The sequence below is a fragment of the Pseudomonas coronafaciens pv. oryzae str. 1_6 genome (genome assembly GCF_000156995.2).
In the GTDB taxonomy this organism is placed as follows: domain Bacteria; phylum Pseudomonadota; class Gammaproteobacteria; order Pseudomonadales; family Pseudomonadaceae; genus Aquipseudomonas; species Aquipseudomonas tremae.
Genome location: NZ_CP046035.1, coordinates 2741722 through 2763449, shown reverse-complemented (window position 1 = coordinate 2763449; position 21728 = coordinate 2741722). Strand labels below are relative to the sequence as shown.

Here is a 21728-nt window from a genome sequence, read left to right as displayed (position 1 = left end):
GTTAATGGCCGTGTTGTAAAAATAACGGTGAAACGGTGTTGGTTTTTTGCAGTGTCGCACTATTCAATATTTGTAGAGTAGGGCGGATTTTATAGAGATGGCAATGCGGTACTGGCTCTGTGTAAAAATATTAATGTGCTGTTAATATTTAATATAACTACTGTGGCATGGACAGCTAAAGTTCAGGTTGCTCGTGCTAATTCTGATCAGTTGCAAGTTTAATAAAGTGGTGTTTGTAGAGAAGTCTGCAGCTGCCGCTGACAAGCGCTGAGGGCAGGGTCCCAGGTCGTTTGGTCGGCATAGTTTGCCGGGAGAGGCGCGTCAAACAGTGGTTTGTGCCAAGGCGACCCTGCGTTTAAATCTTTTTGTGTCGCGTCATGGTGGTGTAATAAACCCATGATGCGCATCGCATGAGCATCGCGTATCGTCCCCCCCGACTATCAACGGATAAAGACTATGCCAGCACCCTTGACGCTTGTAGAAACCTCTCCCGACCTTCCTGCGGACGCTGATGTCGTGGTGATCGGCGGCGGTATCATCGGAGCGTTTACTGCTTATTACCTCGCCAAACGTGGCATGAAGGTCGCTTTGGTCGAAAAAGGTCGTATCGGAGCTGAACAGTCGAGCCGTAACTGGGGCTGGTGCAGGCAGCAAAATCGGGACGCGCGCGAGCTTCCGATGGCGACCAAAAGCCTTGATCTTTGGGAGCAGTTCGCAGCGGATACGGGTGAGCAGACAGGATTCACGCGTTGCGGCCTGCTGTACCTCAGCAATAACGAGGCTGAGCTCGCCGGGTGGGCACGCTGGGGCGAGTTTGCCCGCACGGTTAACGTCGAGACTTACATGCTGAACGCACAGCAGGCGGCCGAACGCGCCAAAGTCACCAGCAAACAGTGGAAAGGAGGAGTGTTTTCGCCCTCTGACGGCGTCGCCGACCCTTCACGTGCAGCCCCGGCAGTCGCTCGCGCCATCATGGCTCTGGGCAGTACCGTACATCAGGGCTGCGCCGTCCGTGGGATCGAGACCGAAGCCGGTCGACTTTCTGCCGTCGTTACTGAAAAAGGTACTATTCGCACTCGCGTTGCAGTCCTGGCTGCTGGCGCGTGGGCCTCTTCGTTTTGCCGGCAATACGGCATTCGTTTCCCGCAGGCCACTATTCGTCAGACCGTGCTTTCGGTTTCTCCTCCAAGCCATGAAATACCCAGCGCGCTGCACACGGCCGGTGTTTCCATGACGCGCCGATTCGATGGGAGTTATACCTTGGCAATCAGCGGGAGAGGGCGTGTCGACCTCACTCCGCAGTTGCTGGGGTTCGCGATGAATTTCCTGCCCATGTTTCAACGCAGGTGGCGAAACCTGGCGCCAGGGGGGCTCGAAGGGTTGCGTGCTGGCCACGAAAGCTGGAAGCGCTGGCGCCTGGACGAGCCAACTCCTATGGAGAAGATGCGCATTCTCGATCCCAAGCCGGATGCTACTGCTGTGGAATTGACCTACAAGCGTGCGGTGGAGCTGATTCCGTTACTGAAACAGTCTGCGGTCACAGCGGCCTGGGCAGGTTACGTGGACAGCACGCCGGATGGCGTGCCGGGCATTGGCGAGATGACCAGCCTGCCTGGCCTGGTGCTGGCTGCAGGGTTCAGCGGGCATGGCTTTGGTATCGGCCCAGGCGCGGGCCATTTGATCGCCGACATCGTCAGCGGCGTCAAACCCATCGTCGACCCAACCCCGTACCATCCTGATCGCTTCAAAGCGTCGGCCTGGGGCAAGGTTGCGGATTTCTGACATTCGCTTTGGCAGGGCACTGCAGTGTGCTCTGCCCGAGAGCAGGCCTGACCACAGTCAGGCCTGCTGAATGACGTTATCGCCTTCTCTCGAAATTCGCCCGTAAAAGCTTCGAACTCAAGTCCTCCCAGTGCTCGACAAAGGCTGCTCGAGCCGTCTCGAAATCCCGGCTGCGCAAGCACTCTATCAAGTGCTCATGGTCAGCGACGATATCCTTCGGGTCTTCATAGCAGGGTTGTTGAAGCACCAGAAGCAATTCGATCTCGCTCTCCAGCATGGCGTAGCTTCGTTGTAATCGAGGGCTGCCACTGGCACGGATAATTGCCCGGTGAAAGTCCCCATCGGCGGTCACGATATCTGAGCGAGGTGAGTCGGCCGGCGCGTTACGCAGCTTTTCCACCGCGCTGAGTGCGTCCTCTGGAATCACCCCGTTTAAAATAATCATGCGCACCGCTTCAGTTTCCAGTACGCCTCGCAACCTGGCGATATCCACAATTTCGTTCGGACCAAATTCGGGGATGCAGAACCCGCGATTAGGTACCTTCAGCAAAAGTCCGAATGAAACAAGCAATTGAGCGGCGCTTCGGAACGTGTTGCGTGCGACTTCGTATTCCTCTGCCATTTTAAAATCCCGCAGAAACTCTCCGGGTTCGAAATCACCGTTCAGGATTCTGGCTTTGAGCTTACTCGCCAGCACCTCGACGGCTGATAGGCCCGCTGCGCGAGATTCGATGTTGCTGCTGAGAAAAGTCATTTTATACATGGCCGGATCGAGGCTGCGTTGAGAGGCGATTCTAATCCGTGTGGGTCATGTTCCGCCAGAGAACTCATAAGGCAAGATATTTATTGTTCTACAATTCAAATTATGCGCTTAAATTATTTTCTCTTTAAAAACAATAAATTATCCGTTTTTCTTCTGATTTTGAAGGGGATTTCAAAATTTTAGGAATTATTTTTCTTTCAAAAAAATAAATTGTAGCACAATATCTGGTGCGTCAGATGCGAGCGGCAAGTGACCAAAAGGTCTGGAGTTCAGCGATGCCCGAGATGCCCGAGATGCGAAAAGATGAGATGAGCTGTGGCCTTGCTGCCTTGCAGGGTGATCTGGCCGCGCCTTTCACCCCGGTTTCCCTGGAGGAGGGCAGGCGGGTTCTGTTGGACCAGTTCGGGGTGGATGCTGAATTGGTGCGCTTTGCGACGGAGAAAGACGATACCTTTCGGTGCGACAGCGTGTGCGGCAAAACTTACGTTCTTAAAGTCGCCAACCCTCAGGAAGCGCCGGTTGAGCTTTCTCTGCAAATTGAAGTCATGCGGCACATCGGGCATACAGCACCAGCGCTGCCAATCCCCAGGGTTTATCAGTCACTGGAAGGCGATTACCTGACGCCCATTTCGACTTCCAGTGGCGACTCCAGGCAGGTACGACTGATGAGTTTCCTGCCAGGAGTGCCCCTGGATAAAACTACTGTTAACGCAGACGGTCGCGAGCGTATTGGCGAGTTGCTCGCGCGCCTCAGGCTGGCTACCGCTAATTTTTCCCACCCGGGCGAGTCTCGCAAAGTATGTTGGGATGTTCAGAACCTGAGTACCCTGGAGCCCTTGATAAGCTTCGTGTCAGAGCCCGCGCATCGACAATTGCTGAGAAAGGCTTTTGATCGATTTTTCCAGGTTGAAAGTTTGATTGCCGGTTGTCGCCAACAGGTGCTGCACAACGACTTCAATACCTCGAACATTGTGGTGGATGCGCGCAATCCGCAATGCATCAGCGGCATTATCGATTTCGGTGACACCGTAAAAACAGCCATTGCCATTGATGTATCCACGGCAATGATGAACCAGTTAGGCGTGGTTGGATCAGGCAACGACGTCGATATCTTCGCTCCGGCAAAAGATGTATTGAGGGGGTATTTGCGCGTTGCTGACCTGACCGCCGACGAGCTTTCCCTCATCCCGCATCTCGCCATGGCACGCTTGCTGACTCGCGCGTTGATAACCACCTGGCGATCTCAGCTGTTTCCGCAAAACAGTGCATACATCTTGAGGAATGCGGCCCCGGGATGGTCTCAGCTCGACTGGATAGTCAGTCGATCACCTTCACACATGTCAGAGCTTCTGATGTCCTTCGCCGATTGATTCATCTTTGTGAGTGGAGATTTAAATGAACACTTCAAAAATCGAGGCTGTCCGTGGTGATATGCCTAACGGCTTTAACCCTGCCAATGCCGATCGACTGGATGCCTCGGCGCGCGAGCATATTCAGCGCCGCATCAACCTTCTTGGCCCAGGCTACAGATTGTTTTATAACGAGCCGGTCGGTGTCGTCCGCGGCAAAGGTGCATATCTCTACGACAAGGACGGCAACGAATACCTGGATGCCTACAATAATGTGGTGTCGGTGGGCCATTGTCATGATCGCGTGGTGGCCGCGATAACCGAGCAAATGACTACGTTGTGCAGCCATACCCGTTACATGCAGGAAGGGATTCTTGACTATACCGAACAACTGCGTGCCACCGCGGATGGCGATATGGCGGCTGACGGGCAGATGATGTTCACCTGCAGCGGTTCGGAGGCCAATGACCTGGCCATCCGTATCGCACGTCATCACACAGGTAATACCGGAGTTATCGTTACTGCCGAGGCCTACCACGGCAATTCGGCAACCGTGGCCGCTTTTTCTCCGTCGCTGGGCGCCAATGCCAAGCTTGATCCCTATGTTCGTCGCGTGCCCGCTCCGGACTCTTACCGCATTCCGCGTGAGTCACTGGGGCGCTATATGGCAGACCAGGTCGCTGCACAGATTCAGGATATTCAGCGTCACGGCGGCGGTGTCGCTGCATTCATTGCTGACTGTCTGTTTTCGTCCGATGGACTGTTCTGCGATCCGGTGGACGTGTTCAAGCCTATAGCCGAAGTGGTGCGCAAAGCCGGCGGCTTGTTTATCGCCGATGAGGTTCAGTCAGGATTTGGTCGCAGCGGCACGCATTTCTGGGGGCATCAGCGTCATGGGGTAGCACCGGACATTATCACCATGGGCAAACCGATGGGTAACGGCTATCCCGTTGCCGGCTTGATGGTGCGCCCGGAAGTGGTTGCGAGCTTCGGGCGTGACATGCGTTATTTCAATACCTTTGGTGGCAACAGCGTTGCGATTGCTGCAGCCCAGGCAACCCTGAATGTGATTCAGGAAGAGCAGCTCATGCTCAATGCCACGCGCGTCGGCGGGCTTGTAATGGCAGGCCTTAAAGACTTGGCCAAGCGTTATGAGCAAGTTGGTGATGTGCGTGGCACCGGCATGTACTTTGCCGTTGAGCTAGTCACTGACAGGGCGATGAAAACCCCTGACATGAAAACTGCGCTACGAATAGTTAACCACTTGCGTGAACAGCGCGTGCTTATTTCCGCAACAGGACCGGATGCGAGCATTCTGAAAATTCGTCCACCCTTGATCTGGACTGAGAGGGAAGTAGGGCGGTTGCTTGACGCACTGGAAAGGGCTTTTGCTGCGCTATAAAAACAACGCTTGCCTTGGGCTGCGAAGTCTACCAGGGCCTGCCTCACCGAGTACTTGCTTGACCCTTTGTGAACCAAATACTGATCAGGACTACAATCATGAGCTTTCTTCGCCCCAAGTACATTACCTTCGACTGCTATGGCACATTGACCAACTTCAAGACTGCCGCTTTGACGCGCGAGTTCTTCGCGGACAGGGTTCCTGCCGAGCGCATGGATCAGTTCATCAAGGATTTCTCGGCGTACCGTCTGGATCAGGTAATGGGCGATTGGAGACCGTATGACGAGATACTCAAGACAGCATTGGCGCGTACCTGCAAACGCTGGGGTATTGAATACCGAGAAGAAGGCCAGTTGTACTACGACGCAGTACCTACTTGGGGCCCGCACCCTGATGTACCTGCTGGGCTGGCAAAAATTGCCGACAAGATACCCTTGGTCATTTTCTCCAACGCCATGGACGAGCAGATCATGTCAAACGTCGAGAAGCTCGGCGCGCCGTTTCACAAAGTGTTCACCGCTCAGCAGGCGCAGGCCTACAAGCCTCGTCTGGCGGCCTTCGAGTTCATGCTCGATAATCTGGGCTGCGGCCCGGAAGATGTTCTGCACGTATCCTCAAGCTTCCGTTACGATCTGATGTCAGCCCACGACATGAACATCAAGCACAAAGCATTTGTTGCCCGAGGACATGAACAGCCGGCGAATGCTGCGTTTGGTTATCATCAGATTCCCGATATCGGCGGGCTGCCCGGTCTGGTTGGGCTTTAGCTCTATTGTTGCAGTTTGTCGTTCGAATTGCCCTTGAAACGAGTAGGAGGGCGATAGCCCAGGAAGGCTATCCGTTTAACTCAACTAAATGACGGTTTAGTTGAGTTGGATATTGTCGCGTGCATTCCATTCAATGCCGGGCGAGGGTGAGCGTGCAGCCTTTCCTGAAGTAATCAACAACCGTCTGGACCTGAGGCCCATACCTGCATACTTTTAGCGCTGCCACCACCATTGTGTATTGGTATGCGTTAAACAGTATCAGACACAGCAATCTTCGTCCTGCAGGTCGAGTCGTCAGCCACACACCTCATGTCGCCGCCAACGATGAGCCTTGTTCGCCAGGCAGTCAATACTATGGAAATACTGCTAGATATGGAAATACTGCCAGATAGTGCCGTTGATGCGAGCTTGTGGTAGATGCAAGCTGGTGAATGGGATAAATCCGGCTGGACCGACGGTGACCAAAATGGGTACGCCAGTATTGAGCATACACAGCGTTTCAGATGTAGAACTGCGTAATTCCACCCAATGCTTAGCTATGGCCCTCGAAGGCATGGATACCCGCATCAATGTAATTCTACGAGCAGATCTTGTCCTCGAAATGGAATTGGATTTGGTAACAACAGCTCAGTCCGATTCCATTGCCATGTTGATTGCGTGGTCAGGACCTGTGACACACATGGACAGGACAGGAGGCATCGCGAGTGTTGAACGTGGTTCGTGTGGAGAAGAGGTTTCGTCTGCGCAGATCTGACGGGTACTGCGGTTTGTGACGCAATACCATATTACGCATAATGTATATTATGTTAAATTGTGTTTGTTTGCTTACACCTCTTGATCTGTGTCACCAGTGAGTAAAAACCGTGGTTTGCCTCGAATTACCAGAATCCAACCAAATCAACGAGTTCCTCGCCCTACCTCCTGTGCCTTCGAGATTTTCCTTGGCTCTCGTCAGCGATTCCTCAGATTTGAAAACAAGACTTCTAATCCTCACCTCAAAGGCACCAACTATTTCCGCTTAAGCCTCGCCTGACACTCGCCAATGCGATCTTTGTCGTGCTGAACACTTGAGTGTAGGCTTTCTATGAGGAACTGGCTGACCGTTCAGCGCCCACTCCGTCATGAGTCCCAACGATGAATCCCCGTGACGTTTTTAGGCCCGCTGCACTGACCCGGTTGACCTGGTTGCCATGACTTGGTTACTTGGCTAACCCAGCAGACCCGGTTGCTCAGTTCCCGCTTACCTCAAGCGGTCAACGTGTTCGCATAGGACTTGTAATCCATGGCTGAGCCCACAGTTCCTTATCCTCTGTTCCCACCCTTGGGTTTACTCAACGACCATGCCCACGTTGAGCAGCCCATAAACCTGGAAGTTCGGCGCCGCTTGGAGTTAGTTCCCGAGCATCTGAATGCGCTGAAAGCCTGGCAAACTGGCATGGGCTTTCTTATGAAGCAATCTCGACGGTCTGGATTCCAAGACCGTCACTACAAGATGCTTTGCCCGATCATAGAGTCGATGATGCACTGGAGTTGGTCAATCCGAGGGATAGCCTTGGCTGATTGGGACAGCGCCGACGCAAGAGCTTTTATAGAGTTCATCATGAGACCGCCGATTGCTTGGGTCACGACACCGGGCTGTAGTCGGTACTCTAAAAAGACCCGGGGGAATTTTGCAAACAAGCCTCTTGATCCGCTATGGCGTCCGATCATCCGACAGACTCTCTCTGGCGATGATCCAGGGCTGAGCTCTAAACACCATCGGAACTGGTTCCTTACGCATGGACGGGAATATTTCGCTTTTACTGATTCGCTGCTCACTGACGCCGGTATCGGGACTGGAAATCCTTTTCGGGATTTATCACCTAAAGACTTCGAAGCCCGCACAGAAAATCGCCGGACAATACTCACGTCGGAGCAACTCTCCGACCTAATGGAGATTACTGAGTCGCTTGCAAACTACAGTGAGAAATTGGAACCGTTTTTGTTCATCGTCGCAGCGGCCGTCCACTCGGACATTCCTATGCGGGCGCTCACTGCCACACAGACCATCAAGCCCACTTTCTCTTACTTCAAACCCCTAGACTTCCAAGTATCCGATCCAGTCCAAAGCCAGCCAAAAACTGAATTTGCCAGCTCTTACTTGGCCTCACGGCTGGCATTTGCCAAGGGCCCAGGCTTCTTCGAGAGTCCGCTTTACCTTGGTCGCCGGTTCCACCTTTCTGCTCCATTCCAGCCCTACTTCCAGCGCTATGCGCAATTCAGACACCAGCATGATCCATTGCTGAGTGCGCATAGCTACCTGCTTCCTTTGATGCACGGCATTGATGCTTATGGCTACGGCAGCCTCATCGAAAAGTTCCGCGAGTTTACCGCCAGCATCTTACAAGACCTCCGCGCTAGGCCTGCATCAGCTAGGATGCACTGGAAAGGTTCGGACAAGCTTGACCCCAGTGCTTCACTGACATTTGCCGAGCTGCGTGAATCGGCAAAGCGCGCAGGCCTCATTCCCAAGGGCTTCGTCTCGCAGGATGTCGGGGCTAACGACAATGTTTGGCCAGATATTGGAATTCGCCAAGACATATCAAAATCCCACTGGTTTCAGACTCACTGAGGTGTACAGGGTAAATTGTCAAAGCTTGGTAACCGAAGCGACTGGTTCGCCTCCTAGCCCGCTTTCCGAGCTTTGGCCTAGCCCCCTCCTCTACGTCGGCCGTAATGACGGATCATTGAGGCGCGCGCCCACAGGGTCGCTGGCGTGCACGTAGCTTTTGATTGGCGTCTCAGAACGCACAACCAAAACCATTCGCGGATCACAACCGCTTCAGCAGCGAATCCAGCTTCCTCTTAACCCCAATCTTTGGGTTCAAGCGCAGAGCTTCCTCATAACACCCGATAGCCTCGCGACCTTGACCAAGCGCCTCATGGGCCAACCCTTGCACCTTCAACGCTGTCGGCTTCCAAGCTGGATTATCGTCCGCCCCCAAAACTCGAGATCCAATCACCGCGGCCAGAATCCTCTCCAATTCAGACGTGGAGCATCCAACCTTCAGCATGGCCTCGGCAGTTAGAATGACGTCCGTATAGTTGGTCGAGCTCAGCATGGCTTCATCTGCGGCGTCCTCATCCACCAGAGCCTCGTCAGCCCCGTAACGGTACTCGCCTCCGCCTGAGACCTTGACCACCAGTTGCCGCGACTTCTCATCAAACCCGATGTGCTCGCCGGCACGCTGCGGCGTGACCGCGAAAAGCTCCACGCCTTCTTTGAGGTCATACAAAGCGAGCTTACGCCCATCCTCAGTCGGGCTGTTTGCGGTGAGGCAGTACGCCAGGAGGCCATTGCGAGAAATTCCACTCTGCAGAATATTTGCGCTCAGCACCTTGGTGATTATCGGTAGACCCTGAGAAGTGAAGAAGTGAAGACGTGAAATGTGCCGGACAGCGCGCTCCCGAAGTGCCAGTCTTCCAGGCAGAAGCTGCCGTTGTCCGCGACTGCGCCGTTGTTCGGACGGGGCATTCTGGCATCGACCAAAACAGCATTGTTGGCGACATCAATAAGGACATACCTGCCCTCACCTTCCTCGCGGTGCCCGCCACGCCGTCCATCCGGCGTCGAATCCTTCCAGGAGATCGCCCACGCCTTCTTAGGTGAGTATTTATAGAGCCCGTAGTAATCGCGGGCTGGCACGGTAAGCAGTCCACCTTCGAATTCAAAGCTGTCGCGGCCGCCTGGATTCTTCGGCGGGGATTCAACGCGTACAGCTTTACGCTTCCCAAACAACCAGTCCAACATGCCCATCGCTGCCCGCTCCCCTTGGCAATGGCCTGAATACAATGTTCAGTAAACATAGCTTGCATGATGAAACAACCTCATGCCTGTACGGTGGGATAATCCGTGTCTGCCTCTTTGCCTAAGCGCGGCGCGCCAGTACGACCGCCAGCCGCCAAGTGTTAAGATGTGGCGAACTGCCAGCGGAGCTGGCCAACAAGATAATGAAGTAAAGGGATGTCAGTATGATCAGACGGTTTCGGCTGGAGCAGAAGTCGCTTTACGAGAAACTGGTCATTGCTCAGCGCTTGTCGGACATGTTGGAAAAATTCCTCGACGGGCGTCGGGCTCCGCTAGAAATTGGTGCTGAGCAAGGCGGTATCGAAGAGTGGGATGATGTTGTAATCGTCCATTCACGAGATTCATTCGAGCACCTGCAAATCAAGCGCCAGAGCACGCCCTTCTGCACCAAAGACCCCGATATGCGGGTATATCTGGCCAAACTCGCAGAGAAGAGACTCGCCCGCGAAAAGAGCAAAGCCGCCAAAGCTGCTAAAGCCGCCAAGGGTGGCAAGGCTGCCTCCGTACCCCTCGTTACGGAAAAGCCTGTTACGGACAAGCCTATTGCTACGGATGATGATATTGGTGCGGACGAAGCTGTTGCCACACTGGTTGCCGTAGACGATCCCGCAAATGCTGACGATGCTGCTGACGCGGCCAAGGATAGCCTTTCCGTTCTTGATTCGGCCTTTTCAAGCTTAGCCAGGCACGCTCGCGCCGGCACATTTGCCCAATTGCCTGAACGTCGATTTCAGCTGACGCTTTTAGGGGCACACCTAAGCATCAAGGATAAGCTGACCGTTAACCATCTGGACGAGCTGTGTAAGCTGTGCCGCCAGATAGGACTCAATCCCGACGACTTGGCGAAGCGTGTCGACGGGCCGACAACCCGGGCTCATCTCTGGCTTACGACCTGGTGTGGCTTTGAAGATTGGACGCAGATCATCGACACCCTCAAGCGTGTCACGGTCGTCTGCGTGGGGAACGACGCGACATTACAGCAGCGCTCAGTCGAATCCCTGGGCAGGCATTTCACCAATCCGGAACGCGCCCTCGAACAGCTTATTTCGGTGATCACCGCCGAGGTCTCTGACGTTTCGGCCCTGGGGTGTCATGCGATTATCCATGAGCTCAGAGACGAGCTTCGCCCCGATATCGAAACTTGGGCTCAATACCTGCTAGGGGATGAAGTCCAACCTTCCGGCAAGACCTGGTCGTTTTCTGGCACCCATGATCTCGGTGCGCTCTCCCCCCGAACAGCCCAGGGTGTCGTGAATCACCTTTGGGGCAGTGCACCAGGGAATCGGAAGCTTAGGGTGTATGCACCGTACTCGCCTCCCATAGGAGCGAACCTTACGCTTCCATCCGCAATATTGAGAATGGCGCTGCATCTGCCACACGGCAGTCAAAGCCTGATGCAGGGCGCGCAAACCTGGCGCACCAATGTTGGCCATGAAGTCGGGCACACCCTCGGTTGCGCCGAGAGCGACCTCAAAGATCTCTCGTGGATGGATAACACTGAGGCGCTCGTGAGCTCCCTGGATCATGAGTTCAAGACCCTGAGTGCTGCTCGAGCGGAAGCTGTAGCGCTCGCAAGTGCCATGGACGACTTAGTGTGGCAACGGCTAACTCAAAGTGTTTCTGCAAAGCTAAACGCCGTAAAAGATTCTGACCTTGCTGATGCCATGGAAGCGATTTGGCTAGAGTGGTTGGACGGATTCACGAAGAATCCGGAGAGCCGTCGTCAATTTCTGGAGCAGCTTCTATACCCGGAGACGGAAGGAAAAAATGCTACCCACGCACTTCGCCTTGGCCCTCGCACCGTAGACCTGCTGGTTAGCGCCGTCGAACTGCTTTTGCTGGTCGCCGTAGGGGTTGGAGGTGCAGGCACCGCTTGGAAGCATTTCCCGGAGTTTGGGGAGGTTCTGAGTATTGCCCTCAAGTACTGGTCTGGCCCGGCAACTGGAGCTCCTGAAGTCCGTGAGATATCCGACGATCTGTTGATCAACGTTATCGGCCCGTCCCCTGCCCCAGTCGTGATCCTGTCTGGCGTCAGCACTCCCCCTTCAGAACTCTTGAATACAGGTATGGCTGACGATGCAGAGTCGGCCACCAGCATGGCTGCAGAACGCCGACCACATCTGCTCGTGACCCGCTCTGGCGTATTCAACCAGTTGCGCTTCGGCACGCTGGCCACAGTGCGGCAACACTTTAGTAAACAATTGCAAGATCGACTGGTGGCGCGCCAGTCCGCCATCGACACGAACACGAAAGGAATCTGACATGCTAACAATCTCGGAGATGGTGGAAGCCATCTCGAACCGTGCCGAAGGTCGCTATGAGGTCGCCTATCCGGACTCGGTGGAACTGCCATCGCCGTTGGCTGAGATCGCGAGCGCAGGGATGCAGCTGAAACGGGTTAATCAGGAAGGTGCGGGCTGGCGGACTGTCTTGATCGCCGCCCTTCCCTACGACGTGTCTAAAATCCAGGGAGCGTTTCGGTGGGCGGCAGATGTCCGTGACATGCTCCCGGAGCCGCAAACTGCTGACCTCTACATGTTCATGCTCATTGAGGGTGTTGCGTCTGAGGACGCTGCTCGGCTCGAGACGGACGACCGCTTCTGCAGAAAGGTAGTCGTCAGAGAGGGCGAAGACGCCGGTTCCTTTCTCGACCGCAGCTTCCTTGCGACACTTTCGATTCCCGGTAGCTCCGACAGCATTAGTGACCCATTGTCAGCTTCCCTCAGCGCCCTCGTCTTGGCGCATACGTGGGTCAAGCCGCATCGCGATGAATGGCGCGAGCTCCTGCTTTCCGGCAAATCGGGTGGCGAAATTGCTGAGGCCCTTAGGATCTCGGCGTTTGGCGAGGAGGACGAGAAATGAATCAATTAAAGTCCATAACGCTCTCGAACATCCGCCGGTTTGGCGCCGAAACGAAGATTGAGCTCAGCCGCGGGGCCACGATCTTGCTCGCCCCCAATGGCACTGGGAAAACCGCGATCTTCGAAGCGGTTGAGTTCGCATTGACGGGCAAGATCTCTCGCCTCGACGGAAACCTCGTCCCAATCATCCGAGACTCTCAATCCATGGCTCGAGTGAGCCTTGATTTCGGTGATCTGCAAGCCAGCGCTCAAGTCAACAAAAGTGGGGACGTTGAGACAACGGGTGATCTGAGCCTTCTATTCCCCTCGAAAGATCCTGCCGACATACCCTTTCTGCTCAGGCTCACCCACCTGCTTGATCAGCGCGAGGGTGAATGGCTGGTCAAGGCAGATCCAAAGGTCGCGGGCTCCCAGTTGGAACGGTTGCCGATTGGCAAGGACGGCAGCCAGGTAAGCTCTGCTCTCGCGAGCATCCGGCGGGCGCTCACAGAGCAGATCAAGCAAGCGAAAGCGTCGCTGGATTCGCTCGAAGCCGAGTTTGCAGAATGGCAAAGCCTGAGCCTTGACCGAGACCAGGCGGCTGTCCAAACCCAAGGGGCGCTGCGCAGCAGGGAAAGCATTGCTGAGTCGATCTCGGACATTGCTCAACAGGCGCAAAGCCTCGACCAATTGCCCTCCGGGCTGCTCGTACCTCCATTGGGCCAAGATGGATTGGAGACGGTGCATGATGCACTGGAGCAACTGGTTCAAAACAAGCTCGAGCGACTTCGTGAACAGATCAAGGAATTGGCTGAGGTCGACGGGCTCATAGGCCGGTTTGTGTCTGAACAAGCTCGTTCAGAGCAGCTCAGTACCGAGTTCCTCTCCGCGACGCAGGAACTGAACCAGAAGAGAGAACATCGCTCGGTGGCCGTGGCAGCTCTTGAGCAGCTACAACGAGAGTTGGTCGCTGCAGAAACTGAACGCGACACGATTGCTCAGCAACTCAATCGGTACGTGAATGAGACCAACGCCAAGGAGACGGTTGAGCAACGCCAGCAGGTTCTGAAGACAACCGACGACGCCCTAACCATCGCTGAATCGCAAGCTTCTACGGCGCGCAGAATGCACGAAGGACACGAGCAGCTCGGTGTTCAACATGACCTGATCAATGGTCAGCGCAAGACGCTGCTGCAAATAGACTCCGACCTCCTCACAGCTCAAGAACTCCTGGATCGCTGGGAGCTGACTCTTCAGCGAGTTGCAGAAGTTACCGGCACCATCAGCGGCGAAGCAGCACATGAAGAGCTTCTCAGCGAACAGCTTCGTGTCGCGCTAGAGGCCAGAGCGACCGCTGAGGAAGAAGATCAGGCCGCCAAGGGCCATCATGAAAATCTGACATCTGCGGCTGACTCAATACGCCAAGCTGTTGCAGCCATCGCGGCCCATTTGCCTCCCGACCGCGGTGATTGCCCGCTGTGTGGCGAAGAACATGGCGCGGTCGGCTTACATGAGCGTGTCGCCAAGGCGCTAGCGGCTATCGACCCGAATATCGTCGAAGCCGAACGACGTGTAAAAAGGGCCGCGGATGTTCTCCGAGAATCTACTGAGGCAGTGACGAACGCTGAAGCAGAACTCAGAGCATGTCAGTACAGGATTATTGACCTAGAGTCGCAGCAGGGATACCTGACAGCCGATATCGTCGAGATCAGCTTGAACAATCTGCTCGGCGGCGACACGGTTCCCTTGGCGAAAGAGTCCATCCGGCTTCGCGTTGATGCCAATGCCGCTGCGAAGCTTCAACTGGACGATAAACAGCGCAACCTCGCTCCGCGGGTAAGCTCAGAAGTCTTTGAGCAGACAAGGAATGAATACGACTCCGCTGTTCGCGCAGTGGACTCCGCGCGGCAGGCCCGTTCAGAGGCCAGTAGCCGGCTGGAGCAAGCGACTGCGGCGTTGGCAGCGATCACCGCAGACGCCCCGCCAGCTCAATCCTTGGAAGATCTGTCTACCGCGCAGAACCAGACCGCCAATCAGCTCGTTGAGTTAGGTGCCAAGATAATTGCCGAACAGACTGCCTTGGATCGTCAGCAGGCCCAACTGACCGATGCCACGATCGCTGCAGCTGGTTTGGAAACACAGCTGTCTGAAGCGCAAGCACGATTGGCTACCATCAGGGCGTCCTGGCGTCAGCTCTCATTCGCCGGCGATCCCACAGCCGCGGTTGCGAGCAGCCATGAGGCTCAGTTGCAGTCCACCAGCACTGAGCTAACTAGGCACTCGGAAACGCTTCAGACCATCAAGATCGAGATCGGAGCGTGGAGCAAGATAGAGCAGGCCCGGCTCGCTCAGGGGCTTCTTGATCGCCGGCGCGGCGAGCGGTCGGAGGATGAGTTCTCGACCCACCTGAATCAACAGGTCGAATCGAAGCGCACGGGCGTGCAGCGCCTATCGCAATTGTCTGCAGCGATGGAGTCGCTCAACCAGTCCCTTTCCTCCGAAATCGCGAACGTCCAGAAAAACGTTCAGGCAGTGATGCCTCGGTGGCAAGCATTGCTCAAACGCGTGGTCAGGGAGCAAAGGTTTACCGGGACGAATCTGAGTTTCCGAAGCTCCTATCAAAAGGCACGTGCTGAGGTATCTGTGCCGCTCCACGGGGGGTTAGCCCCAGTACCCTCGATAGCCAGCGAGGCTCAACTGACGGATCTGCAACTGACGTTCCTGCTTTCAATGGCCTTGGAACATCAGTGGTCTCCGTGGCGCGGGCTCCTCCTTGATGATCCCACACAGCATCACGATCTGGTGCATGCCGCGTCCGTCTTTGATGTGCTTCGCGACTACATCATTAATCATGATTTCCAAGTGGTCATCGCGACGCACGATGCCCTTCAGGCCCGCTACTTCATGCGCAAACTGCAGAATGATGGAATCGACGCACGCATATGGTCACTTGTTCCGACCCCTGAGGGCGTAACCGCGGTGGAAACCCCTAGGCCGGGTAGAAGCCAGATCACGATTGACGAGCAGTCACCACCGGCGCTCGACGATGTGTGAGTACTAGATAGGATCTGCAGGCTGCAGCGACTGTGCCGGGTGTTGATCCGGCACGGTCAAATAATAACGACGCTCTCTGCTGCAATTCGGGCTTGCCGCGACCCAACCATTGCCTCTTAGCCTCATAACTCACCATTCACAACAGCGCGAACGGCTCGCTTTTCCTTGAATCAATAACCTTTTTAAATTGGTTGCTCCGGCTTTCGCTCCATAGGCATCATGGAATGAAACAACAATAAGACGCTATCCATGTCCCAGCACCCGATCACATTCCTCATAGGCGATCGCAGTAAAGCGATTGGGGTAGCTGAGTAATGCCTCTGAACTAAGGATTACTGATGAGATTTGCGGCTGGTGTTCAACGACCAGAAGCATTCAACGGCGCACTGGCTAGCATGGTCAACACTTGCGATGCGCTTCGCTCAATGGTTAACGTGTAAGAAAACAATAACAAAAAGGATCGCGCGTAATGTCCCAGACAAGCTCTAGCTTCCGTACAGTCAAATCCAAAAAGGGTGATCATGAGGTGACTCGCCATGTCACCGACAAGGCGGAAAGCCGGCTGCTCAGTAAATTTCAGTCGCTTGGCTATCTCTTGTGCTGGGTAGATGACATAGCCAAGGATGAGTCTGACATCGGAGGATCAATCACTGCCCTGTTTTCCTTCGATGCTGAGGTCGCTGCATTAGGTTTTGACCGGTACGACCCGGTGCACATATTGACGGCTCCCAGCTGGAAGATACGTATGTACGCTGCCTGGTGTGTGCTGGGTGGCTTAGAACGCACCATTGCTGCGCAACTCGATTACACGGAGGTTCACAACTACTGGCCTAATGCTGATTTCTGTGACCCTGCATGGGATGAGGAAGTGAGGCAGTGGGCGGCCACCGTCACGAGCTACGATGAGCCTTCTGAATTCAAAATCGGTGAGATAGCCGGATACCCTCCCCGACCGAAACTGGTATTCAAGGTCTGAGGAAGACCAGCGGCGGCTGATTCAGCCTCCGGGGAGCAAAAACTGAGTCTTTGATGGTCAGGCAGTCTATTGGCCGCATCGATTAGCCGTATGCCCTGTGATTCCAGCTACTCAATCGATAGCTGGAATCACAGCGACACTCCCGGGCGTCGCGCTGGCGGCGCACCGCCACTTCGTATTGTTTGATCACATCACGTTCGGGCCGCTCGGCTACCCCTGATGCATGCTCTAGAAGCCCGTGCCAATCAACGAACATCTCGAACGTTATCAAACGACCAGTCCGCCAGCCCCTCGCAGCCCGCTACCAGGTAATCCGATCTTATCCCCAAGGTCGGATCCGCCATGAATGCCATGAAGTCTAAAGCCTGGCTCTTCGCGACGGTATCTAGCGAGTCCCACCAGGAGATCCGGATTGCATGATTCTCGCAACACGCGAGCGAGAACCGCAGCAACATATCCTCAATTTTCCCAACGCCGCGCCCTGATTCAGCCAACGAATAAACGAATCGCTCGCAACTCAGATCGCTTGATTCATGCCACGCCAAAACGAAGGCCCAGCCGTATTCGGTGGGGGCTGTGAAGAAGACCAAGAGATCCAGATTTTTGGTTTCGGGGCTCAGATCCTGTAGCTGGCGGCCTTGAAAATCAAAATCGGGGAAGATCAGTCCCGAGGCCTGCAGCGAGCATCGAGATGTCGAACCAAAGATAATGAACTTCAGGCCGGTGAAATCACTGGCCGAGAGACAGTGATCGTAGATGAGCTTGTGACGCTTGAGGCGCTTAAAACCGAGGGACTGTCCATACGCAGCGCCAGCCAGCATCTGGCGTTGCTCAACTCCGAGCCCTGGGTGTTTGAACATCTCAGTGAGGGACTTCGACGCGTTCTCTTTGACGAAATATTCTCGGCAGATACTGCGATATGCGTACAGCGCAACCTGGTGAGGATCGATCGACAGGGGCCGATCATCAATGGGTGAGAAGAGCTTGTTGTCGTGCTGCTTGCACATCCCTGGAAAGGTTGACGCGCGATTTACCCCAATTTTTTTGGGCAGTGGTTTGCCTCCCGTTTCCTTCAAGGTCGACAGGTCGGCATTGACCCGGTACACATGACCATCTTCAGCAATCAGGCCCAGTTGTCCCCGTTTCTGTATGGAGTGGGCCGAGATGATCTCGTTGCATTGCACGCCATCACTGAAGTGCAGGCAGCGCCCCCTCTTGCTCTGCAGTTTCATCGCTGCCTGATGTGCATTTGCGAACGACATATCTGAATCCTAGGGTACGGGGTCACGGGATCGGGCTCGGCGCGGCGTCGCCGCAGCCCGTATAACAGGAATGGTCGGCTGTGCGGTGGCCCGATCAAGGTGCTGCGCTATACGGCGCAACCTCCAAATCTGGCCATGCCGACTCGATGCGATTTCACCGTTATTTCTTCGCAGCTTCAACCCAGTTGGCATAGGTAGTTGCTGCAGCCTCAAGGCGATCCAGTGTCGGTTTAGTCTTCAGTCCGGCGATCTTTATCGCGAGTACCGCAAGCTCATCCGCTGCATCTGGCTTCCATCCATGAGCCACCGCCCACGCCCTGATGTCATCTGCGTCCAGAGAGTGATTCTTCCGTCGCAAGATTTTGAGAGTCCGAACAGCACGCTCCTTGTCATTAGGATGTGAGAGCGGGTTGGACGGGTTCACACGGCGGGTGAGTGACTCCATGGCCTTGACTACTACCGGGTCATCTATCAGTTTCGCCCGCTGAGTTTGCCGCACGCCATCTACCATGGGCGACCAAGATTTAATCCACTCGGCCACGGCGTCTTCACCCCAAGGTAAGGCAATCACCGCGGCCACCTGACCTGCAGCATCGACCTTGTCCATGATGTCCTTGCTCGCGTACGGACAAATGACCAATGTACCTGGCGAAAAGTATGTCAGCGTCCTCTTTGTCATCAGCCGAGCGGGCTTTCCAACCACCGTAGTGCGCTCACCTTTTTCCAGTGCCTTGACGCGGGTCGCGCCCAGGAAGGCACCGATCGTGGTGCTCACCTTGATGTTGGCCATTGCCGGAACGAGAATCACGACTTCATTGATGGCGTGGCTCGGGTCGCTGCAAAGGTTCTCTGCGTATCGGAACGCTGCATCAAAGGCATCGTTGGTAAACACGACTCTGATAGGATCTGGCACGGATAACTCCTTGTAAATTCGAGCCAACCATACTCGGCAAAGTGCGCGGAAAAATCTACTCCTGGAGGGCCGATGCGCACGCGTCTGATCGCCGTTTGCAGACGCGAAAGCCTATGCGGATCACGCAACCGATCCCCTCGTTCGTATACCATTGCGTGAACTTAGATCGAGAAAGGTGCATCTGCTTTGTCCCCTACGCCCCTTACCGCCCGCGAGGCTTACCAGGTAATGCGCGACATCGCGCTGGGAGTTCGCACCATGCGGCGCTTAGGCATGCATTCCTGGGCTGAAATCTATACGGGGCTGATGACTGTCGAGGTGGATGGCTGGGTGATCACCTTTTATAATGATTGCGATATGCTCGACTACTGCGACAGTTGCTACTGTCCTGATGGCCGCGCCTACAGATTTGATTCATTCCAGCGATTTGGTACCGACCCTGTTGAGCTGCTTAGCACTTGGGAACATGCCCAGCTGGAAAAGCTACTATCTGCTCTATAAGCCATGGCGCATTAGATTTGTCCCCGCGCCTAACCCGCTGACGGCCACGTTTCTAAACGAGCAGCCCGCCCAGCCTGGAGTACGTCCAGACAGGCCAGCAGTCCTCCAAATCACCCATGCATCGTCACTCAGTCACCGGATGGTTCGGCATAACGATCCCTCGCGAAGAGCCAATCCTCGGGTATTTCCGACAACGATGGGTCACCTGCCATCATCGCCTCTGTCGGACGCTCGCTGCGCATGGCTTCGATTTGTTGTGCCAAATTGTCGGCGAACCATTGAAGTGACTCGAACTGGGTCGCGACTCTCAAGAAATGCTGTTCGCTTAGCCTGAAAACACCGACTCGGTTTTCCCAGTCATCGGCAATTCCCTTTCCCTCAGAGTTGCCGCGCTCCTTGTTTACTCTTGGCGCGATCTGAATGGCGCTGATGCCATCCATGAGAATCACCGGTTCCAACGCCCGCTCATCCAACAGCTGCCTCACGACTGCCAAGTCAATCAAGACGAGGCACGTAAACCGTTCCTGCATGAACAACACCGTATTGGCGGGAGACAGTGTGACGGTGAACGATTTGTGATGCTGCCAGGTGGGTTCAGGAGTTAGAGAAACGGTCAACGTGGTGGGCGTTTGATATTGCCCGTGTAGATCTAAAAAAGCCTCGGCCCTCCCAGCAACATTCCATCCGCACAGGTACGTCAGGCCAAGCTCAGGGGCCACAACCGCCGTCCCATGTTGCTGGGCCTTCGTCAGACACTCGTTGATCTGATCCTCGTAGCTGACGAGGGGAACAGAGACTTCAACGCGCTTGGCATTGGCCAGTCCTCGAAAATTCGGCGCGTAGTCATTTGCAAAGAACTCCTGCAGCACCCGAATTTGTTCCTGCTGCTTCTTCACGCGCATGTTGGTGTTCTTAGAGCTTTTGATCTCCCAAGGTAGTGGATCGGCAGCGCCCATCAAGCAGACGTCACCGTGGCGGATCACGTTCGTAAGGTCTGACAGGATGGCAGGCACGTTCATGGCCAAAGCCCTGCGCAGAAAGCGATACTCGTTTATGAACCCAGTCTTGCCGAGCATAAAGCCCGGGTCGCTCTTCACCTCGTACTCCCCATCAAAATACAAGTGCTTGAGGCTGTAGGAGCTTTGATAGACACAAGCGATGCCATCACCAAAGCATTTCCACAAAAAGATCAAATGGTGGAGATCCTGGATCCGACTAGCAGCTTTTGACGCTAGGGCCTTGAGGATTGTTGATCTTTCCCTCGTTGAACCTTTGCGCTTCAAGGATTGCATGCGAGCTCTCGCCTTCTTGAGCCGCTTTACCCGATGCTCAGCTGTGATGATCTGTCGGAGCAGAAAGCGCTGGAGAGTCAGCACTGTGCTGAGGTCGTCAGGATCTTGCCGAATCTTAGAGAGCAGGAGCGCGGCCAGCCCGAGGTGTTGGATTTGTCTGGGAAACCTCATGACCATGGCCCTGCTTTTGGATGGAAGCCGCATGGTGGACGACGAGCCCATCGGTCATCAAGTCGCATGAACTGCTGGGGCTCGTGGGAAACACTTCCTGAGTGGCTTGGTCGGTGGACGTTAACCATCAACCGGTGGCTGATTCCCGCCTCGACTCGATGACCAAGTGGGCGAACTGAACCAGATTCCGCACCCCTTCTCTACCCGCTCGATCTAGATGAAAGCCAAGCATCCCTACGGCCCTGGGCCCATCTCTGTCGCACTTTATTGAGTCGCCGACCATTGCGATCTGCGAACTACGCTCGCCGAAGATTTCGCCAGGTGTAACCCCTAGAGCACTGCAGATGGACTGGTAGATCACGGCATCAGGCTTCATCGCGCCAACCTGATAGCTGAGGGCGTATGCATCAAGGTCAGGAAAGGCCTTAAGCACCGCGGCCCCATAGGGCTCGCAAAGATTCGAGCAGATGCCCACCCTGACGCCGTCTGCGCGCAGCATTGCTACGGCCTCAACCCCATCCTCAAAGGGGCTGATAGAGGCGATCTCGCGCTCCAGATCGCCTTGCAGAGCCTTTAGCCGAGTGGGCGAAATGCTGATACCCAGCTGACTTGCAGCCTCTTCCAGCGGCCATGGGTTGCTCATCAGCACCCGCACATCGTTTGGAGAGGGCGTGCGGCCATGAGCGATGCCATCCTTGAGCAATTGCCGGAAGGGATGAAGCTTGCTCCTAAGTTCGAGCACAGTGCCAAAGGCGTCGAAGACAACAGCTGTAATCATTGGAGGTACCTCTTTGGCTCGCACAGCCTGA

At 55.1% G+C, this 21728-nt stretch carries 18 protein-coding genes; 11 read left to right on the top strand and 7 right to left on the bottom strand.

The features are described 5' to 3' along the window. Positions 1-456 precede the first annotated feature (456 nt). On the top strand, positions 457-1782 hold the full coding sequence (locus POR16_RS12490) for an NAD(P)/FAD-dependent oxidoreductase (RefSeq protein WP_005886829.1): 1326 nt from the start codon (positions 457-459) through the stop codon (positions 1780-1782). A 76-nt stretch (positions 1783-1858) separates the two neighbouring features. Here the strand turns inward: POR16_RS12490 and POR16_RS12485 are convergent, their stop codons facing one another. After that, the gene (locus tag POR16_RS12485; RefSeq protein ID WP_024670776.1) at positions 1859-2536 is read right to left on the bottom strand and encodes a GntR family transcriptional regulator; all 678 of its coding nucleotides are present in this window, start codon (positions 2534-2536) and stop codon (positions 1859-1861) included. 284 nt (positions 2537-2820) lie between these two features. On the opposite strand from POR16_RS12485, the gene POR16_RS12480 reads away from it, so the two are divergent. The 5 genes from POR16_RS12480 to POR16_RS26150 all read left to right on the top strand — a co-directional run bounded on the left by POR16_RS12480 (position 2821) and on the right by POR16_RS26150 (position 8674). Continuing rightward, positions 2821-3915 (top strand): phosphotransferase, encoded by a 1095-nt coding sequence (locus tag POR16_RS12480; RefSeq protein WP_005886834.1) that lies wholly within the window; start codon positions 2821-2823, stop codon positions 3913-3915. A gap of 25 nt (positions 3916-3940) precedes the next feature. Beyond that, on the top strand, positions 3941-5296 hold the full coding sequence (locus tag POR16_RS12475) for an aspartate aminotransferase family protein (RefSeq protein ID WP_005886835.1): 1356 nt from the start codon (positions 3941-3943) through the stop codon (positions 5294-5296). 98 nt (positions 5297-5394) lie between these two features. After that, positions 5395-6063, top strand: coding sequence for a haloacid dehalogenase type II (locus POR16_RS12470; RefSeq protein ID WP_005886837.1), 669 nt, complete (start codon positions 5395-5397; stop codon positions 6061-6063). Positions 6064-6529: 466 nt separating this feature from the next. Continuing rightward, on the top strand, positions 6530-6817 hold the full coding sequence (locus POR16_RS12465; protein ID WP_144114442.1) for a hypothetical protein: 288 nt from the start codon (positions 6530-6532) through the stop codon (positions 6815-6817). Between the two features lie 528 nt (positions 6818-7345). Beyond that, on the top strand, positions 7346-8674 hold the full coding sequence (locus tag POR16_RS26150; RefSeq protein WP_042931940.1) for a hypothetical protein: 1329 nt from the start codon (positions 7346-7348) through the stop codon (positions 8672-8674). Positions 8675-8873: 199 nt separating this feature from the next. On the opposite strand, the gene POR16_RS12450 is transcribed toward POR16_RS26150, so the two are convergent. Both POR16_RS12450 and POR16_RS12445 read right to left on the bottom strand, forming a co-directional pair. Next, entirely contained in the window at positions 8874-9440 is a 567-nt protein-coding gene (locus POR16_RS12450) for a tetratricopeptide repeat protein (protein ID WP_005886841.1), read from the bottom strand. Between the two features lie 8 nt (positions 9441-9448). Further along, positions 9449-9859: a hypothetical protein gene (locus tag POR16_RS12445; protein WP_005886843.1), complete on the bottom strand. Its 411-nt coding sequence runs from the start codon at positions 9857-9859 to the stop codon at positions 9449-9451. A 215-nt stretch (positions 9860-10074) separates the two neighbouring features. Here POR16_RS12445 and POR16_RS12440 point away from each other — a divergent pair, with 215 nt between their 5' ends. From POR16_RS12440 to POR16_RS12425, 4 genes are all read left to right on the top strand, one after another. Further along, positions 10075-12171, top strand: coding sequence for an ABC-three component system protein (locus POR16_RS12440; protein ID WP_005886845.1), 2097 nt, complete (start codon positions 10075-10077; stop codon positions 12169-12171). Position 12172: 1 nt separating this feature from the next. Then, positions 12173-12772, top strand: a complete 600-nt coding sequence (locus tag POR16_RS12435; protein WP_005886847.1) for an ABC-three component system middle component 1 — start codon at positions 12173-12175, stop codon at positions 12770-12772. Then, positions 12769-15804 carry an AAA family ATPase gene (locus POR16_RS12430; protein ID WP_005886849.1) on the top strand — a complete coding sequence of 1012 codons (3036 nt, stop codon included), beginning with the start codon at positions 12769-12771 and terminating at the stop codon, positions 15802-15804. The genes POR16_RS12435 and POR16_RS12430 overlap by 4 nt, the downstream gene beginning before the upstream one ends. A 469-nt stretch (positions 15805-16273) precedes the next feature. Next, a complete protein-coding gene (locus POR16_RS12425) occupies positions 16274-16780 on the top strand; it encodes a hypothetical protein (protein WP_005886851.1) in 507 nt (168 codons plus the stop codon). Between the two features lie 245 nt (positions 16781-17025). On the opposite strand, the gene POR16_RS12420 is transcribed toward POR16_RS12425, so the two are convergent. Then, on the bottom strand, positions 17026-18042 hold the full coding sequence (locus POR16_RS12420; protein WP_005886853.1) for a hypothetical protein: 1017 nt from the start codon (positions 18040-18042) through the stop codon (positions 17026-17028). A 160-nt stretch (positions 18043-18202) separates the two neighbouring features. Further along, positions 18203-18955, bottom strand: a complete 753-nt coding sequence (locus tag POR16_RS12415) for a hypothetical protein (protein WP_005886855.1) — start codon at positions 18953-18955, stop codon at positions 18203-18205. Positions 18956-19141: 186 nt separating this feature from the next. Here POR16_RS12415 and POR16_RS12410 point away from each other — a divergent pair, with 186 nt between their 5' ends. Beyond that, the gene (locus POR16_RS12410; RefSeq protein ID WP_005886857.1) at positions 19142-19456 is read left to right on the top strand and encodes a DUF7693 family protein; all 315 of its coding nucleotides are present in this window, start codon (positions 19142-19144) and stop codon (positions 19454-19456) included. A 128-nt stretch (positions 19457-19584) separates the two neighbouring features. On the opposite strand, the gene POR16_RS12405 is transcribed toward POR16_RS12410, so the two are convergent. Both POR16_RS12405 and POR16_RS12400 read right to left on the bottom strand, forming a co-directional pair. Further along, entirely contained in the window at positions 19585-20919 is a 1335-nt protein-coding gene (locus POR16_RS12405; RefSeq protein ID WP_183132254.1) for a hypothetical protein, read from the bottom strand. Positions 20920-21046: 127 nt separating this feature from the next. Further along, positions 21047-21697 (bottom strand): HAD family hydrolase, encoded by a 651-nt coding sequence (locus POR16_RS12400; protein WP_005886860.1) that lies wholly within the window; start codon positions 21695-21697, stop codon positions 21047-21049. Positions 21698-21728 lie beyond the last annotated feature (31 nt).

Excerpts from the sequence above, each read along its gene's own strand:
- POR16_RS12430 (WP_005886849.1), top strand. The coding sequence starts at position 12,769 with ATGAATCAATTAAAGTCCATAACGCTCTCGAACATCCGCCGGTTTGGC.
- POR16_RS12445 (WP_005886843.1), bottom strand. The coding sequence starts at position 9,859 with ATGGGCATGTTGGACTGGTTGTTTGGGAAGCGTAAAGCTGTACGCGTT.
- POR16_RS12400 (WP_005886860.1), bottom strand. The coding sequence starts at position 21,697 with ATGATTACAGCTGTTGTCTTCGACGCCTTTGGCACTGTGCTCGAACTT.
- POR16_RS12435 (WP_005886847.1), top strand. The coding sequence starts at position 12,173 with ATGCTAACAATCTCGGAGATGGTGGAAGCCATCTCGAACCGTGCCGAA.
- POR16_RS12465 (WP_144114442.1), top strand. The coding sequence starts at position 6,530 with ATGGGTACGCCAGTATTGAGCATACACAGCGTTTCAGATGTAGAACTG.
- POR16_RS12490 (WP_005886829.1), top strand. The coding sequence starts at position 457 with ATGCCAGCACCCTTGACGCTTGTAGAAACCTCTCCCGACCTTCCTGCG.
- POR16_RS12485 (WP_024670776.1), bottom strand. The coding sequence starts at position 2,536 with ATGACTTTTCTCAGCAGCAACATCGAATCTCGCGCAGCGGGCCTATCA.
- POR16_RS12440 (WP_005886845.1), top strand. The coding sequence starts at position 10,075 with ATGATCAGACGGTTTCGGCTGGAGCAGAAGTCGCTTTACGAGAAACTG.
- POR16_RS26150 (WP_042931940.1), top strand. The coding sequence starts at position 7,346 with ATGGCTGAGCCCACAGTTCCTTATCCTCTGTTCCCACCCTTGGGTTTA.
- POR16_RS12470 (WP_005886837.1), top strand. The coding sequence starts at position 5,395 with ATGAGCTTTCTTCGCCCCAAGTACATTACCTTCGACTGCTATGGCACA.
- POR16_RS12405 (WP_183132254.1), bottom strand. The coding sequence starts at position 20,919 with ATGAGGTTTCCCAGACAAATCCAACACCTCGGGCTGGCCGCGCTCCTG.
- POR16_RS12420 (WP_005886853.1), bottom strand. The coding sequence starts at position 18,042 with ATGTCGTTCGCAAATGCACATCAGGCAGCGATGAAACTGCAGAGCAAG.
- POR16_RS12425 (WP_005886851.1), top strand. The coding sequence starts at position 16,274 with ATGTCCCAGACAAGCTCTAGCTTCCGTACAGTCAAATCCAAAAAGGGT.
- POR16_RS12475 (WP_005886835.1), top strand. The coding sequence starts at position 3,941 with ATGAACACTTCAAAAATCGAGGCTGTCCGTGGTGATATGCCTAACGGC.
- POR16_RS12480 (WP_005886834.1), top strand. The coding sequence starts at position 2,821 with ATGCCCGAGATGCCCGAGATGCGAAAAGATGAGATGAGCTGTGGCCTT.